Below are 14,870 nucleotides of genomic sequence, written 5' to 3'. Positions count from 1 at the left end.
ATAAACATGATTACTAAAGCCGCATTGTTAAAATGTTCTATTAAACAGTTTACTCAATTTGGGAGTAAACATGTTACATTAGATGATTTAGCTAATGAGCTTGGCATATCGAAAAAGACAATTTATTCATTTTTTAAAAATAAAGAAGATTTAGTCGCTAGCAGTGTAGAAAGTCTTATCAATGAATTTAAGGAAGATATAAATAGGGTGATTAAGAGCAATGGTAAAGACCCTATTTTGAGTGTTATATTAATTTACCAGAGAGGGTTTGAGTATTTAAAATACTTTAAACCCTCTTTTCTTTTTGGTTTAGAAAAGTATTACCCAAAAGCAAACAAGCTTTATGATGATTTTATAGAAGAATTAGCAAACACCATTGTTTTAGACTTATTAAAAAAAGGCAAAGCACTAGGTGATGTTAAAAAAGATATTAATGTAGAATTAGTAGTGAAAATCTATTTTTTTAGAATTGATAATGTGCTGTTTAAAAAAGATAATTTATTTGAAACTTATTCAGAGGAAGCGCTTTTTAAGCATTTGGTGATTTATAATCTTAAAGGTATTATAGCGAGTTATTATTCTAATTCTTATTTTGAATAGTTTACTATTTTTGCACTATGAAAAAAGACATAAATATACCAGAAGTAAAAGATGTACACGTTGCCGTAGTACAAGAACAACATATAGAATATAAAACCCAAGATTGGAATGCCTATATCATTAACAATAGCGATAATGATTTAGAAACAGTACTTATAGTTTCTAGAGGTTATAATGATAAGAAATTAACACCTTTAATGCGACATACAATCGCAAAGCTGCCAGCAAGAAGCTACGCTAAAATTGAATATTTACAAGAGAAGGTTTTAGAGTTGAACAATGAATTTAAAATCACGTTTTTTGAAGGCAACCAAATGTTTGATAAAACGTATATATTTAGAAAAAACACGATTAATGAAAAGGCTTTGCAAACTATTCCTTTGATGCAGTTACGTGGTATTTTGGTAAAATAAATTCCTGCGAAGGCAGGAATCTTTTAAGTTGAATAGTTCTACATTTAATTATAATTAATCCAACTTATCAGTCAATTTCTTAAAGACTTTTTTAGCATCTTTTCCTTCATATAAAATATCGTGAACAGCATTTATAATAGGCAGTTGCGTTTTTTTCTTGTTCTTTTTATTTAATTCAAATGCACTTTTAGTGGCATAATAGCCTTCTGCAACCATGTTCATTTCCATTTGTGCAGATTTTACAGTGTAGCCTTTACCAATCATGTTTCCGAACATTCTGTTTCGAGAAAATATAGAATAACCAGTTACTAATAAATCGCCTAAGTAAGCCGAGTTATTAATGTTACGTTTCATTTTGTGCATCTTTTTGATGAAACGTTTCATTTCTCTAATAGAATTACTCATCAATACACTCTGAAAATTATCTCCATAACCTAAGCCATGTGCAATTCCGGCAGCAATAGCATAAATGTTTTTAAGCATTACAGCGTATTCTATACCAATAACATCATCGCTAGTTTTTGTTTTAATGTAATCGCTTGATAAATTATCTGCGATAGCTTGTGCTTTTTTAGCATCGTCACAGGCAATAGTTAAATAAGACAAACGCTCTAAGGCAACTTCTTCTGCATGACAAGGACCAGCAATAACGGCAATGTTTTCAAACGGAATATTATATTCATCATGAAAATGCTCACCAACTAATTTTCCTGTTTCTGGCATAATACCTTTTACAGCAGATACAATAGTTTTTGTACTAATGTCTGTAGAAAGTTTTTCTAATTCACCATGGATAAAAGCAGACGGAATTACAAAAATTAAGACATCTGCCCAATCTGCAATTTCATTTATATCATTACTTAGTTTTAATTGCTCTGTATGGAACTCAACGGAGCTCAAATAACTTGGGTTATGTTTTTCTTTTAAGATGTGCTCTTTTGTGTAAACGCTCCGCATGTACCAACCAATTTCATCTTGGTTTTCGCAAAGCATTTTTACAATAGCAGTTGCCCAACTTCCTGCACCAAAAACAGCATATTTTGTGGTATTACTCATAGCGATTAGTTCAATTTTGTATATCAAATGTAAGGAAAATTTATAGAATTATTATTGATAATTTAGAGTCATATAGTATATGGTTTAAGTCTCTGGTTAAGAGGTTTTACATAGTGTTTGTTAAGCTAAGTGAGACGTCTTAAAAAACTTAAAAATATTTTTTGGCACACGTTTTGAATCTAAACTTAGTATAACCTTAAAACCGTTAGATTATGAAAACTTTAAAACTACTATTCGGATTTGCATTTGTTGCAACATTGTTTACTTCTTGTTATGTAGAAGAAACGCATTATATAGATGAGCCATCAATTTCGTTAAATCAGTTATTAAATTCTTATGATTTATGGTACGTTGATATTAATGAAACTCAAGGTTATGGTGAAACACCATTTTTACAAATAGCGTTTACAGTATCATTTAGAAATGGTATTATGTATGCCAATAATAATTTAGTTGGTATTGGTAGTCAAGGAAATGGTTATGGTGTAGAAATTGGTAGTTATGATACTTACAATATGGTGTTAGATATCAACCACATCATTGATGGTTATGATAGTTTTGATGTTTACCAAGTAGATAATAATACTATAGAATTGTATAACCCTTTTAACGATACGTCTTATTTTCTACATGGATACCAACGTTCTAATTTTGATTATGACTTTGTTTTCTATGATAATATTCATTATTTCTTACAAGAATACGAGGCTTGGGAAAAAACATACACAAGTAACTATGGCGCTTTAAATGACTTTGATAATGAGAATTACCTTCAGTTTTTATCTGGCGGAAATGATGATACATTTAGAAGCTCTCAAGATAGCAACATATACAATCCAGATAATATCTATTGGGATTTTACAGGAAGTTATGGTGTAGGAAATGTATCTAGCAACATGTACCAAAAAACATTAACATTAGATTATGATTTCTTTGACAATGAATTTTTTGAACTAAGCGTTATTGATGATAATACGGTAGAGTTGTACCATTCAAATTCTGGCACAGTTTACGAATTTAAAGGAGTAGGTTATATACAGTATTATAAAGATGCGCCAACGCAAGGTAAATCAGTTATACAAGAAGATGAACTTAAAAAGCGTAAACAAAACACAAAGAAAGTAGAGAATACTAGAGAAAATACAAGAAAGACTCAAAAATGATTTTGAATCATAAAATATAATATTAATTTGAGTGTTCCGTGTGACATTTAAAAAATAATAAAGGAGAACACACGAAACTAAATTTTGGTTGGTTATTTAGTTTCAAAACGCTCAGATAAAACACTTGTTTTACTGAGCGTTTTCTTTTTGCCTAATTATATTAGTAGAACTTAATTGCTTTATACTCTTTTTAATTGTTTCTGACCAATTAGTATCATTAGGAGATATTATTATAGTCTTAAAATTGTGCTTTTTTCCTTCTAAACCTACACCTATTAAGTCATCAATATGAATATCAAAATTAAATGCAGGAGGATATTTTGAAGCATTAATATTTTTAGACCTTAAAACTTTTTGGTTTTCAGTTTGATTAACAATAAGGTTAACTTTTATACCATAGTATTGTAGAGTAGTTCTTATTCTAAATTTTGAACGAAATGAGGTAGTATAAATATGAATGGTATAACCTTGATTTTGTAAATCTTTAATTAGATTTCTTGAACCTTTTCTTAGTTTTTCAATACCAAAATATTTTGCAATGAGACTTCTTTTTTCAGTATTAAATTCCTTTTCATTCGGAATTAAAGTACGGTCTAAATCAAAACTAATATTCATTAAATTATTCTACAAATCCTTCAATAAAACCTCTAAGTCTTTTAATTCATAAGGTTTAGCCATTATTAATTTATCAGCACTTAGAAGAAAATACATTGGTGTGGCAGAAACGCCATAGGTAATAACCGTTGGATTTTCCCATTTGTTTAAACCAATTTGATGTATAAAGTCTGGATAGTTTTTAATTTCTTTATCCCAATTATTGTCTTCTTTTTCTAAACCAAAAGCAACCACTTTAATATTGGGTTTATTGGCAACTATTTCTTTTACTTTTGGTAATTCGTCTAAACAGTGTCCGCATGCACTACTCCAAAAAACAAGTAAGTAATAATCTGAACCTTCTAATTGATGTAAACTTGTGTTTTGTCCGTTAGAAGTAATATCAAAATTAGGTGCTACAGTTCCTATAGATGTATTCTTATAGGAAGTAATCATTTCTTCCAAAACTTTATTATTAGTTGCTTTTGCAAGTTCTAATAAATAATTATCTGTAATGTAATTAGCAACTTCAGAGTTTTCCATACTTACAAAGTTTTGCCATAGCATTTCTAATAAACTTGTTTTAATAATTAAATCTTTACTAGAGATTGCTTGTGCCACATCGTCAATATGAGATTTATAAGTTGCGTTACTTGGATTTGCAACCATATTAAACACATAAGAGCTAACACGATCTGTTAAAAACGTAGAACTCTGTAGTAAGTAATTACTAAAATCTACTTCACTTAAATAGTGTTGTTTTAAATTTTTAGAGTAGGTGGTAATATCTTCGTAGGTTGCTGGTAAATAAGGCCTGTTGGCAACAATGAAGCTTAGTACTAATTTGTTTTTTGCTAAATCTTCGTAGGCCAATTGTGTGTCTTTTAGCGTTTTAAAAATGGCATTGAAACCTTCTTCATCAGCATTGTTTTTACTGTAATAATTGCTAATAGTATGGTTTACCATCTCTATACTTTTTAAATAAGAATACCAAAGTTTGTTTTCTTCAGATTCTGTAAACTCTACACCTTGCTCTTGACTAAAATTAAAAGTTATATTTTCTTTACCATCGTAGATAAAATCGAAATTATTTTCTTCTGGAGGAATAGCATATACTATTTTATAGATACCAGCTTCTAATGTATCTTTTAGTTTTATTTCAAAATGACCAAGACTGTCTAATTGACCTCTGTCTATATAATTGGCACTTTCTGGTGTTGCTTTATATAAAAAAGCATAGGTAAAGTCTTCAGCAGGAGCAAAGTCTCCTTTTATAATTTGCCCAAAAGAAATAAGAGGTAATACCAGTAAGATGATTAAGGTTTTCTTCATTTTTATATTATTTTGTCTGCGATGGAACTTCAAAAATTGAGCCAATTTAGGTTAATTTATGACTTTTTAGACCTTATACTTTCTATTATAACGGTTGCCAAAATTAACGAGCCACCAACAAATGTATGTATTGTTGGTATTTCATTCAAGAAAAAGAACGCAATTATAATACCGTATATTGGTTGTGTACTGGCAATAATACTTGCCGTACTAGCTTTAAAGTATTTTAAACTATTTACAAACATGGTGTGTCCTATTGTGGTTGTAACTATGGCCAATAATAAAACGTAAGGATATTGTGTTGTTATATTTGAGCTGTCCATAAATAATAGTACAGGTGCTAATAATACTGTTACAATGGCAACTTGATAAAACATTAACATAGTACCATTGTAGTTTGCAACGTGTCCTTTTAAAAGTAAAATTCTTAAGGCATAGCATACTGCCGAAAGTAAGCCAAATAAAACTCCTTTTAAATAGTTGTTTTTAATGTCAAATTCTGGAGCTAGAAAATAAATTCCGATGAGTACAATAACGCCCAAAACAATATGAATTGGGTCTAGTTTTGTTTTTGAAAAAAAAGGTTCTAGTAATGCTATTATAACAGGAAACGTAAATAGAGAAATCATGCCAATGGCAACATTAGATAATTTTAAGGCATAGAAATAAGTAACCCAATGTGCACCCATTAAAAAGGCTGCAATAAAAAACGTGCTACGATCCTTTTTGTTTATTAACTTTAAACTAATGCCTTTATACTTACAAAAACCAAAAAGAAAAATTGCAGCTAAAACTGAGCGCCACCAAATTATTACAACAGTTGGCATATCAATAAATTTACCTAACGGACCAGAAGTACTTAAACAAATGGTTGCAAAAATTAATAACAAAAGATGATTTACATGGCTTTTTTCACTCATTGCATATCAGATAAGGCAGCTAATGCTTGCTTAGTAGATTTTATTTTGTCGAATGTAAGTAATAAACGCAAGCCTTTTCTTGTTTGTTTTTCTTTCATTTTACATTTACCAACATTTTTCTGTACAAATTGTAAAACTTTTGTGAAGGCTTCACTTTGATAAAATCCACTTTGTTGATCTTGAACGAAATACCCAATCATTTTACCTTGTTTCATGATTAGTTTTTCAATACCCATTTTGGTGGCTACCCATTTTAAACGAACACTATCTAATAAATCTGAAACTTGAGTTGGTAATTCACCAAAACGGTCAATAATTTCAGTTTCAAATTTGGCAAGCTCTTCTTCGGTTTTAATCTCATTTAGTTTGGTGTAGAGATTAAGACGTTCAGTAATATTATTAATATAATCGTCTGGAAATAATAATTCGAAATCAGTATCGATAGTAATATCTTTAACATATTTCTTCGGTTTCCCATCATCCTTATATAAATCTGAAAACTCTGTTTCTTTTAATTCTTCTATCGCCTCGTTTAATATTTTCTGATAGGTGTCAAAACCAATATCACTAATAAACCCACTTTGTTCCCCTCCTAATAAATCTCCTGCACCACGGATTTCTAAATCCTTCATGGCAATATTAAATCCACTACCTAACTCTGTAAATTGTTCTAAGGCAGCAATTCGTTTTCTAGCATCTGCAGTCATTGCAGAATATTCTGGTGTTATAAAATAGCAAAAAGCTTTTTTGTTGCTACGACCAACGCGTCCTCGCATTTGGTGCAAATCACTAAGGCCAAAATTATTAGCATTATTAATAAAAATAGTATTAGCGTTTGGTACATCTAAACCACTTTCTATAATGGTTGTACTGACTAAAACATCAAACTCACCATTCATAAAAGCAAGCATTAGTGTTTCTAATTTTTTGCCATCCATTTGTCCATGACCAATGCCTATTTTGGCATCTGGCACTAAACGCTGAAGCATACCTGCAACTTCTTTAATATTTTCAATTCTATTATGAATAAAAAATACTTGTCCACCACGTTGAATCTCATAACTTACAGCATCTCTTATGGTTTCTTCTACAAAACGTATTACGTGACTCTCTATAGGATACCTGTTAGGAGGCGCTGTATTAATTACGGATAAATCTCTTGCAGCCATTAAGCTAAACTGAAGCGTTCTTGGGATTGGAGTCGCTGTAAGCGTTAATACATCGACGTTTTCTTTTATTGTTTTTAATTTCTCCTTTACAGCAACACCAAATTTTTGTTCTTCATCTACAATTAGTAAACCTAAATCTTTAAACTTTACGTTTTTATTAGCTAATTGATGTGTACCAATAATAATATCCACACTTCCTTTTTCTAAACCTTCTAAAGTTTCGCGTTTTTCTTTAGCCGTTCTAAATCGGTTAACATAATCTACAGTAACAGGAAAATCCTTTAAACGTTCTTTAAATGTGCGCGAATGTTGATAAGCCAATATCGTTGTTGGTACTAAAACCGCAACTTGTTTGCCATTATCTACGGCCTTAAAGGCAGCTCTAATAGCAACTTCTGTTTTTCCAAAACCTACATCTCCACAAACCAAACGATCCATTGGTCGTTCACTTTCCATATCCGCTTTTATATCTGCTGTAGATGTAATTTGATCTGGAGTATCTTCATATACAAAAGAAGCTTCAAGTTCTAATTGCATATGACTATCAGGTGCATATTGAAATCCCTTTTTAAGCTTGCGTTTAGCGTAGAGTTTAATAAGGTTAAAAGCGATTTCCTTAACACGAGATTTTGTTTTCTGTTTTAATACTTTCCAAGCTTTACTACCTAATTTGTAAACCGTTGGAGGTTTGCCATCTTTACCATTAAACTTGGTGATTTTATGTAAGGAATGAATGCTGAGGTACAAAATATCGCGTTCGCCATAAACGAGTTTTATGGCTTCTTGTTTTTTACCTTCGACATCAATTTTTTGTAGTCCTCCAAATTTTCCAATACCATGATCAATATGTGTAACGTAATCACCAATTTCTAAATTTGTAAGCTCTTTTAAAGTAATGGCTTGCTTTTTAGCGTAACCATTTTTAAGATGAAATTTATGATAACGATCAAAAATTTGATGATCTGTATAAACGGCGATTTTGTGTTCAGTGTCTATAAAACCTTGATGTAATGAAAGTACAATGGTTTTGTAATGTACTTCTTGATCGGCATCGTCAAAAATATCATGAAAACGTTTTGCTTGTTGCTCACTAACACATGCAATGTAATTGGTAATTCCGTTAGCATGGTTTTCATTTAAATCTTCAATTAGTAAATTAAATTGCTTATTAAATGTTGGTTGAGGTTTGGTATAAAATGCAATGAGTTGCTTTGCATATAATGCTTCAGACCCAAATTCAACTAAATTATATTCTAAAAATTGACGTTTTAATAGTGTAGAATCACAAAATAATTCTTTTGGTGAGGCGTGTTTTATGTCGCTCGATAAGTTTTTAAAAGCTTCTTCTGCCTTTTCATAAAAATCATCAATTCTAGAAAATAGTAATGACGCATTTTTAGTAAAAATTACCGTTTTATTAGAAATGTATTTTAAGAAACTTTCGCGTTGTTCTGCAATTAGTTTATTAGCTACATTAGGGATAATACTTACCTTTTTTATACGCTCGGTAGATAATTGTGTTTCTACGTCAAAGGTTCTTATACTATCTACTTCATCGCCAAAAAATTCAATTCTATAAGGTTCATCATGCGAAAAAGAAAACACATCTATTATACCACCTCTAACGGAAAATTCTCCAGGTTCTGTAACAAAATCAACACGTTTAAATTTATATTCAAACAACACCTCGTTTACAAAATCGATGCTTAAGTCGTTGCCAACCGAAATTTTTAAGGTATTCTTTTCTAGTTCTTTTTTAGTGACTACTTTTTCAAAAAGAGCATCAGGATATGTGACAATTATACACGGTTTTTTACGCGAATTTATTCGGTTTAAAACTTCTGCACGTAACAGTACATTGGCATTATTGGTTTCTTCAATTTGATATGGTCTTCGATAACTGCCAGGATAGAACAATACATCCTTGTCATTAATGAGTTGTTCTAGATCATTAAGGTAAAAGGCGGCTTCTTCTTTATCATTAAAAATTAACAGAAATGGTTTGTCTGCTTTTTTAAATGCTTCAGAAACTGTAATTGAAAATGAAGAGCCAACTAGGCCTTTTAAATGTGTTTTTACCTTATCTTGAGAGGAGTTAAAAGATTCAGTTTGGGCAATAGTAGTTTGCAGATTCTGCAATTGTAGAGTCTGTGCGAAAGTTTGGGCAATAGATACTTTACTCAAGTTTCTTTGTTTGAAGTTGCAAATATAAAATTTTTGAAGTGTTATTAATTGAAATAATCTTTTATTAGAATTATATTTGTAGCCATATAAAAACAAAATTTATGTCAATTTCAGATTTATACGATAGTGGATTTAGAAAACGAAATACAGATCATTTTGCTGCGATTGTTCGTGTAGCAATGAGTGATGGTGTTATTACAGATTCCGAAAAGGAATTTATAGATCGTTTAGCGCGGAATCTAGATGTTACCGAAGCCGATTATAAAGCTATTTTAAAAGACCATGGTTCTCACCCAATTAATCCACCAGTATCATACGATCATAGGTTAGAGCGTTTGTACGATTTAACCAGAATGGTTTGGGCAGATGGCGTTAAAGAAGATGCTCAAGAAAAACTTTTACATAAGTTTTGTGTTGGTTTAGGATTTCATGCTGTAAACGTTAAATATATTGCTGATAAAGCGTTAGAGTTAGTAAAAAACGAAGTCTCTCTCGATGAATTTATATACGGTATAAAGAATATGAATCAATAAAAAAAGAGCTGTTAGTTCTTTTTCTTGGACTTTAATATTTTCAAAAAAAAACAACCTTAATTATTAAGGTTGTTTTTTTTGTTTTTAATACTTTCTTGATATTAATTGTTGCGCATAAACTCTTCTGCTTTTTCAACCATATTTTTACTTCCACAAATAAATGGAACTCGTTCATGCAGTTCTGTTGGTTCTATGTCCATAATTCTATTAAATCCATCACTAGCTTTTCCATTTGCTTGTTCTGCAATAAATGCCATTGGGTTACACTCATAAAGTAAACGCAGTTTACCTTTTGGATTTTTGGTGCTTTTAGGATACATATAAATTCCGCCTTTAATCATATTTCTATGAAAATCAGAAACTAAAGAACCAATATATCTGCTGGTGTATGGTCTTTCTCCTTCATCTTCTTGACAATACTTTATGTATTTTTTTATACCTAAAGGAAAATCTAAATAATTTCCTTCGTTTACAGAATAGATATTTCCATCTTCTGGGAATTGCATATCTGGATGTGATAAATAATATGATCCAATTGCCGGATTAAGAGTAAATCCATTTACACCATGTCCTGTAGTATAAACTAACATGGTAGAAGTACCATAAACTACATAACCTGCTGCTACTTGTTTATTTCCTTTTTGTAAAAAATCTTCTATAGAAACAGGAGTACCTAATGGCGTTACACGTCTGTAAATAGAAAAGATAGTTCCAACAGAAACATTAACATCAATATTAGAGGATCCATCTAAAGGATCAATTAATACCACATATTTATTTTGATGATTTTCATCTTGACTGTTAATAGTGATAAAATCATCCTCTTCTTCACTTGCTATTCCACAAACGATATTCCGCTTCGTTAAGGTTTGAATAAATTTATCGTTTGCATAAACATCTAATTTTTGCTGATCTTCTCCTTGTATGTTAGTATCTCCAGCTGCTCCAATAATATCTACTAAGCCAGCTTTATTTACCTCGTGATTAACCACTTTAGCGGCTAAACGAATGGAGTTTATGAGTTTTGAAAGTTCTCCAGAGGAGTATTTAAATGAATTCTGATTTTCAATTATAAATTCACCTAGGGTTTGATTTCTTTTAGACATGAAGTAATTTATTGATTTATAGCACACAAATATCGTATTTTTTAACAAACTATAACGTTTTCGTCCATTAAATAAATTGAATTTTAATCAATACTTCTTTCAAAAATGGAAAAAGTGTAAAGACTTCGTTGTATTGTAATGTGAGTTTAGATTATATTTGAGTTAACTTTTTAATTCCGAAATGACTCAACCAAGATTAGCCATAAAAAAAGACATGCCAAGAGTTTTAGAACTTATTCAAGAATTGGCCACTTATGAAAAAGAACCACACGCAGTAGAGGTTACCATTGATGATTTAGAAAATGATGGTTTTGGCACAAACCCTAAGTTTACCTGCTTTGTTTTAGAATTAGAAAACAGTATAGAAGGTATCGCTTTAGTCTATCCTAGATATTCCACTTGGAAAGGTGAAGTTTTGCATTTAGAAGATTTAATTATTAGTGAAAAATCTAGAGGTAAAGGCTTAGGAACTCTTCTTTTAGATGCGGTAGTTAAATACGGAAAAGAAAAGGGTGTAAAACGTATTTGTTGGGAAGTTTTAGACTGGAATGAGTCTGCCATTGAATTTTACCAGAAAAAAGGGGCAAATGTAATGAGAGATTGGGATGTGGTACAATTAGATGAAGCCGGAATTAATAATTATTTAAACCAATTATAATGCGAGTTTATAAATTTGGTGGAGCATCAGTAAAAGATGCAGAAGGCGTAAAAAACTTGGCAAAAGTTTTACAGACAACAGGATATAATAACACTTTAGTTGTGATTTCTGCAATGGGAAAAACAACCAATAGTATGGAATTAGTAATTAAAAATTATTTTGAAAATAAAGACGAATTACAGAGTGCTATTCACGAGGTCATAAAATACCATAATGATATTTTAAGTGATTTATTTGATAATAAACGTCACGCAGTATTTGTAGATGTAAAAGCCCTTTTTGATGAATTAAATTTGTTTTTTAAGAGTAATAAATCACCAGACTATAATTTTGTATATGACCAAACTATTGGATTTGGAGAATTAATTTCAACAACAATAATTAGCCATTATTTAAATGAAATTGGCTTAAGAAATAATTGGGTAGATGTTAGAGAATTTATAAAAACTGATAACTATTACCGACACTCCAATGTAAATTGGGACACCACTCAAGAGAATATTTCAACTAAATTAGATACAGGAATTTTAAATATTACACAAGGATTTTTAGGAAGTGATTCAAATAATTTTACAACAACATTAGGTAGAGAAGGTAGTGATTATACTGCTGCTATTTTTGCCTATTGTCTAAATGCTAATAGCGTTACCATATGGAAAGATGTACCAGGTGTACTCAATGCAGATCCACGATATTTTAAAAACGCTCAGCTCTTGCACCAAATTTCTTATAGAGAGGCAATAGAATTAGCATTTTATGGAGCTTCTGTAATACATCCTAAAACGCTTCAGCCATTGCAACGTAAGGAAATACCATTATATGTAAAATCGTTTTTAAATCCAAAAGCAGATGGCACATGCGTAAGTAAGGGAAAAGCACTAGAACCAGAAATACCATGTTTTATAGTTAAGAAAAATCAAGTTTTAATATCGCTATCGTCTTTAGATTTTTCTTATATAATGGAAGAAAATATCAGTGATATTTTTAGTTTATTGCATTTATATAAAATGAAGGTTGATGTTATTCAAAATTCAGCAATTAGTTTTTCCGTTTGTATTGATAATTTATATAATAATTTAGATAAATTGCTACAACATTTAAAAGCAAAATTTAAAGTAACATGTTATAAAAATGTGAGTCTTTATACCATAAGACAATATAATGACGTTGCAATAAAAGATTTAGAAAAAGATAAAATAGTATTATTGAAGCAATTAACACAAGGTACAGTGCAGATTGTAACTAAATAAACTTTACTACATTTGTTTTATGGGGAATTCATCTGAAACTGGTTTAGTAACCGCAAAGGAAGTGGCTAAAGCAATACATGCTAATAAGTATGGGTTTTTAGGTACATTTTTTGGATGGATATTGATGAAAGTTCTTAAAATATCTACTTTAAACAAAGTTTATAAGCGTAATAAACATCTAAGTAATGTTAATTTTTTAGATGCTATTTTGGGGGAATTTCAGATTAAATTTGAAATTCCAGAGGAGGACATGAAACGGCTTCCTAAAGAAGGGCCATACATTACCGTTTCTAATCATCCACTTGGAGGTATAGATGGTATTTTACTATTAAAATTAATGATTGAGCAGCGTAATGATTTTAAAATTATTGCCAATTTTTTATTGCATCGTATAGAGCCATTAAAGCCTTATGTTATGCCAGTGAACCCTTTTGAAGGAAGAAAAGATGCTGCAAGTAGTATAGCTGGGTTTAAAAATGCTATACTTCATTTAAGGGACGGCCATCCGTTAGGTGTATTTCCGGCAGGAGAAGTATCAACGTATCGCGACGGAAAGTTAGTGGTTGATAAAGCCTGGGAAGTGGCTGCTATGAAATTAATACAAAAGGCAGAAGTACCTGTTGTTCCCATTTATTTTCATGCTAAAAACAGCCGTTTATTTTATAGACTTTCTAAGATTAGCGACACGCTGAGAACAGCAAAATTACCATCTGAATTATTAACGCAGAAACGTCGTATAATAAAGGTAAGAGTGGGTAAGCCTATTTCTGTAAAGGATCAAAAAGAGCATTCTGACCTTACTGATTTTACTGATTTTATTAGACGTAAAACATATATGTTGTCTAAAACTTTTGAAGACAAACCAAAGATTTTAGATAACATTCAATCGCAATTAAAAGCGCCAAAACCTCCAAAACGTATTGTAACTCCGATTGCTCCTGAGGTTATGATTGCTGAGGTCGATAAGCTTAGGGAAGCAGATTGTAGGCTCTTAGAGAGTAAAAATTATGAAGTATTTTTGGCGTCTCAAGAAAATATTCCTAATATTCTTAGAGAAATAGGAAGACTAAGAGAAATTACATTTAGAGAAGTAGGAGAAGGAACAAATGAAGCTATTGATTTAGATTCTTTTGATACCTATTATCACCATATGTTTTTATGGGATAACGAAAAAAATGTAATGGCAGGTGCTTATAGGATGGGCTTGGGCTCTCAAATCTATAAGCGTTTTGGTATTGATGGTTTTTATTTGCAGGACCTTTTTCGTTTTGAACCAGAATTACATAAAATGATGAGCCAATCTATTGAAATGGGACGAGCGTTTATCATTAAAGAGTATCAACAAAAACCAATGCCATTATTTTTACTTTGGAAAGGAATTGTTCATACCACATTGCGTTTTCCGGAGCACAAATATTTAATAGGTGGTGTTAGTATTAGTAATCAATTTTCTAACTTTTCTAAGAGTTTGATGATTGAGTTTATGAAATCCCATTATTACGACCCATACGTTGCTCAATATGTTCATCCTAAAAAAGAATTTAAAGTCAAATTACAAGATGCAGATAAGGATTTTGTGTTTGATGCTACTGAAGCTGATTTAAATAAATTTGATAAAATTATTGATGAGGTAGAACCAGGAGCTTTACGTCTGCCAGTTTTACTAAAAAAATACATTAAGCAAAACGCTAGACTTGTAGCTTTTAATGTAGATCCTTTATTTAATAATGCTGTTGATGGCTTAATGTACATTAAAATTGCAGATTTACCAGAAAGTACAGTAAGGCCTGTTATGGAAGAATTTCAGGCAGAATTAGAGCGTAAGTTTATGGAGAATCACGATGATAAATAAATCCTTTCTCGTATTATAAAATTATAATATAACTTCATTT

Annotated in this window: 13 protein-coding genes; 7 read left to right on the top strand and 6 right to left on the bottom strand. The window is 30.8% G+C overall.

Annotated features, from left to right (window positions below; all coding sequences use genetic code 11):
• Positions 1–6 precede the first annotated feature (6 nt).
• Both HNV10_RS14460 and HNV10_RS14455 read left to right on the top strand, forming a co-directional pair.
• Entirely contained in the window at positions 7–600 is a 594-nt protein-coding gene (locus HNV10_RS14460) for a TetR/AcrR family transcriptional regulator (RefSeq protein WP_173302108.1), read from the top strand.
• A gap of 17 nt (positions 601–617) precedes the next feature.
• Positions 618–1,013 (top strand): hypothetical protein, encoded by a 396-nt coding sequence (locus HNV10_RS14455; protein ID WP_173302107.1) that lies wholly within the window; start codon positions 618–620, stop codon positions 1,011–1,013.
• 54 nt (positions 1,014–1,067) lie between these two features.
• Here the strand turns inward: HNV10_RS14455 and HNV10_RS14450 are convergent, their stop codons facing one another.
• Complete coding sequence (locus tag HNV10_RS14450) at positions 1,068–2,069, bottom strand: NAD(P)H-dependent glycerol-3-phosphate dehydrogenase (protein ID WP_173302106.1); 1,002 nt, start codon at positions 2,067–2,069, stop codon at positions 1,068–1,070.
• 212 nt (positions 2,070–2,281) lie between these two features.
• Between HNV10_RS14450 and HNV10_RS14445 the strand changes: the two genes are divergently transcribed.
• The gene (locus tag HNV10_RS14445) at positions 2,282–3,232 is read left to right on the top strand and encodes a nicotinic acid mononucleotide adenyltransferase (RefSeq protein ID WP_173302105.1); all 951 of its coding nucleotides are present in this window, start codon (positions 2,282–2,284) and stop codon (positions 3,230–3,232) included.
• A gap of 129 nt (positions 3,233–3,361) precedes the next feature.
• Here the strand turns inward: HNV10_RS14445 and HNV10_RS14440 are convergent, their stop codons facing one another.
• Genes HNV10_RS14440 through mfd form a run of 4 tightly spaced genes read right to left on the bottom strand, consistent with a single transcriptional unit; the run spans position 3,362 to position 9,431 of the window.
• Positions 3,362–3,847, bottom strand: coding sequence for an HAD family hydrolase (locus HNV10_RS14440; protein ID WP_173302104.1), 486 nt, complete (start codon positions 3,845–3,847; stop codon positions 3,362–3,364).
• Between the two features lie 9 nt (positions 3,848–3,856).
• Entirely contained in the window at positions 3,857–5,158 is a 1,302-nt protein-coding gene (locus HNV10_RS14435) for a TlpA family protein disulfide reductase (protein ID WP_173302103.1), read from the bottom strand.
• 56 nt (positions 5,159–5,214) lie between these two features.
• Entirely contained in the window at positions 5,215–6,078 is an 864-nt protein-coding gene (locus HNV10_RS14430; RefSeq protein ID WP_173302102.1) for a DMT family transporter, read from the bottom strand.
• Complete coding sequence (mfd, locus tag HNV10_RS14425; protein ID WP_173302101.1) at positions 6,075–9,431, bottom strand: transcription-repair coupling factor; 3,357 nt, start codon at positions 9,429–9,431, stop codon at positions 6,075–6,077. The genes HNV10_RS14430 and mfd overlap by 4 nt, the downstream gene beginning before the upstream one ends.
• A gap of 101 nt (positions 9,432–9,532) precedes the next feature.
• Between mfd and HNV10_RS14420 the strand changes: the two genes are divergently transcribed.
• Positions 9,533–9,964 carry a tellurite resistance TerB family protein gene (locus HNV10_RS14420; RefSeq protein ID WP_173302100.1) on the top strand — a complete coding sequence of 144 codons (432 nt, stop codon included), beginning with the start codon at positions 9,533–9,535 and terminating at the stop codon, positions 9,962–9,964.
• 101 nt (positions 9,965–10,065) lie between these two features.
• On the opposite strand, the gene fbp is transcribed toward HNV10_RS14420, so the two are convergent.
• Positions 10,066–11,070, bottom strand: a complete 1,005-nt coding sequence (gene fbp / locus HNV10_RS14415) for a class 1 fructose-bisphosphatase (protein ID WP_173302099.1) — start codon at positions 11,068–11,070, stop codon at positions 10,066–10,068.
• A gap of 181 nt (positions 11,071–11,251) precedes the next feature.
• Between fbp and HNV10_RS14410 the strand changes: the two genes are divergently transcribed.
• From HNV10_RS14410 to HNV10_RS14400, 3 genes are read left to right on the top strand one after another with little or no spacing between them, the layout of a single operon-like run.
• Positions 11,252–11,728, top strand: coding sequence for a GNAT family N-acetyltransferase (locus HNV10_RS14410; RefSeq protein WP_173302098.1), 477 nt, complete (start codon positions 11,252–11,254; stop codon positions 11,726–11,728).
• Positions 11,728–12,978: an aspartate kinase gene (locus HNV10_RS14405; protein ID WP_173302097.1), complete on the top strand. Its 1,251-nt coding sequence runs from the start codon at positions 11,728–11,730 to the stop codon at positions 12,976–12,978. The genes HNV10_RS14410 and HNV10_RS14405 overlap by 1 nt, the downstream gene beginning before the upstream one ends.
• A 19-nt stretch (positions 12,979–12,997) precedes the next feature.
• Entirely contained in the window at positions 12,998–14,830 is a 1,833-nt protein-coding gene (locus HNV10_RS14400) for a GNAT family N-acyltransferase (protein ID WP_173302096.1), read from the top strand.
• The last annotated feature ends 40 nt before the right edge of the window (positions 14,831–14,870 follow it).

The organism is Winogradskyella litoriviva (genome assembly GCF_013249065.1).
GTDB classification, from domain to species: Bacteria; Bacteroidota; Bacteroidia; order Flavobacteriales; family Flavobacteriaceae; genus Winogradskyella; species Winogradskyella litoriviva.
The sequence above is the reverse complement of the archived record's forward strand: the minus strand, read 5'-3'. Positions and strand labels throughout refer to the sequence as shown.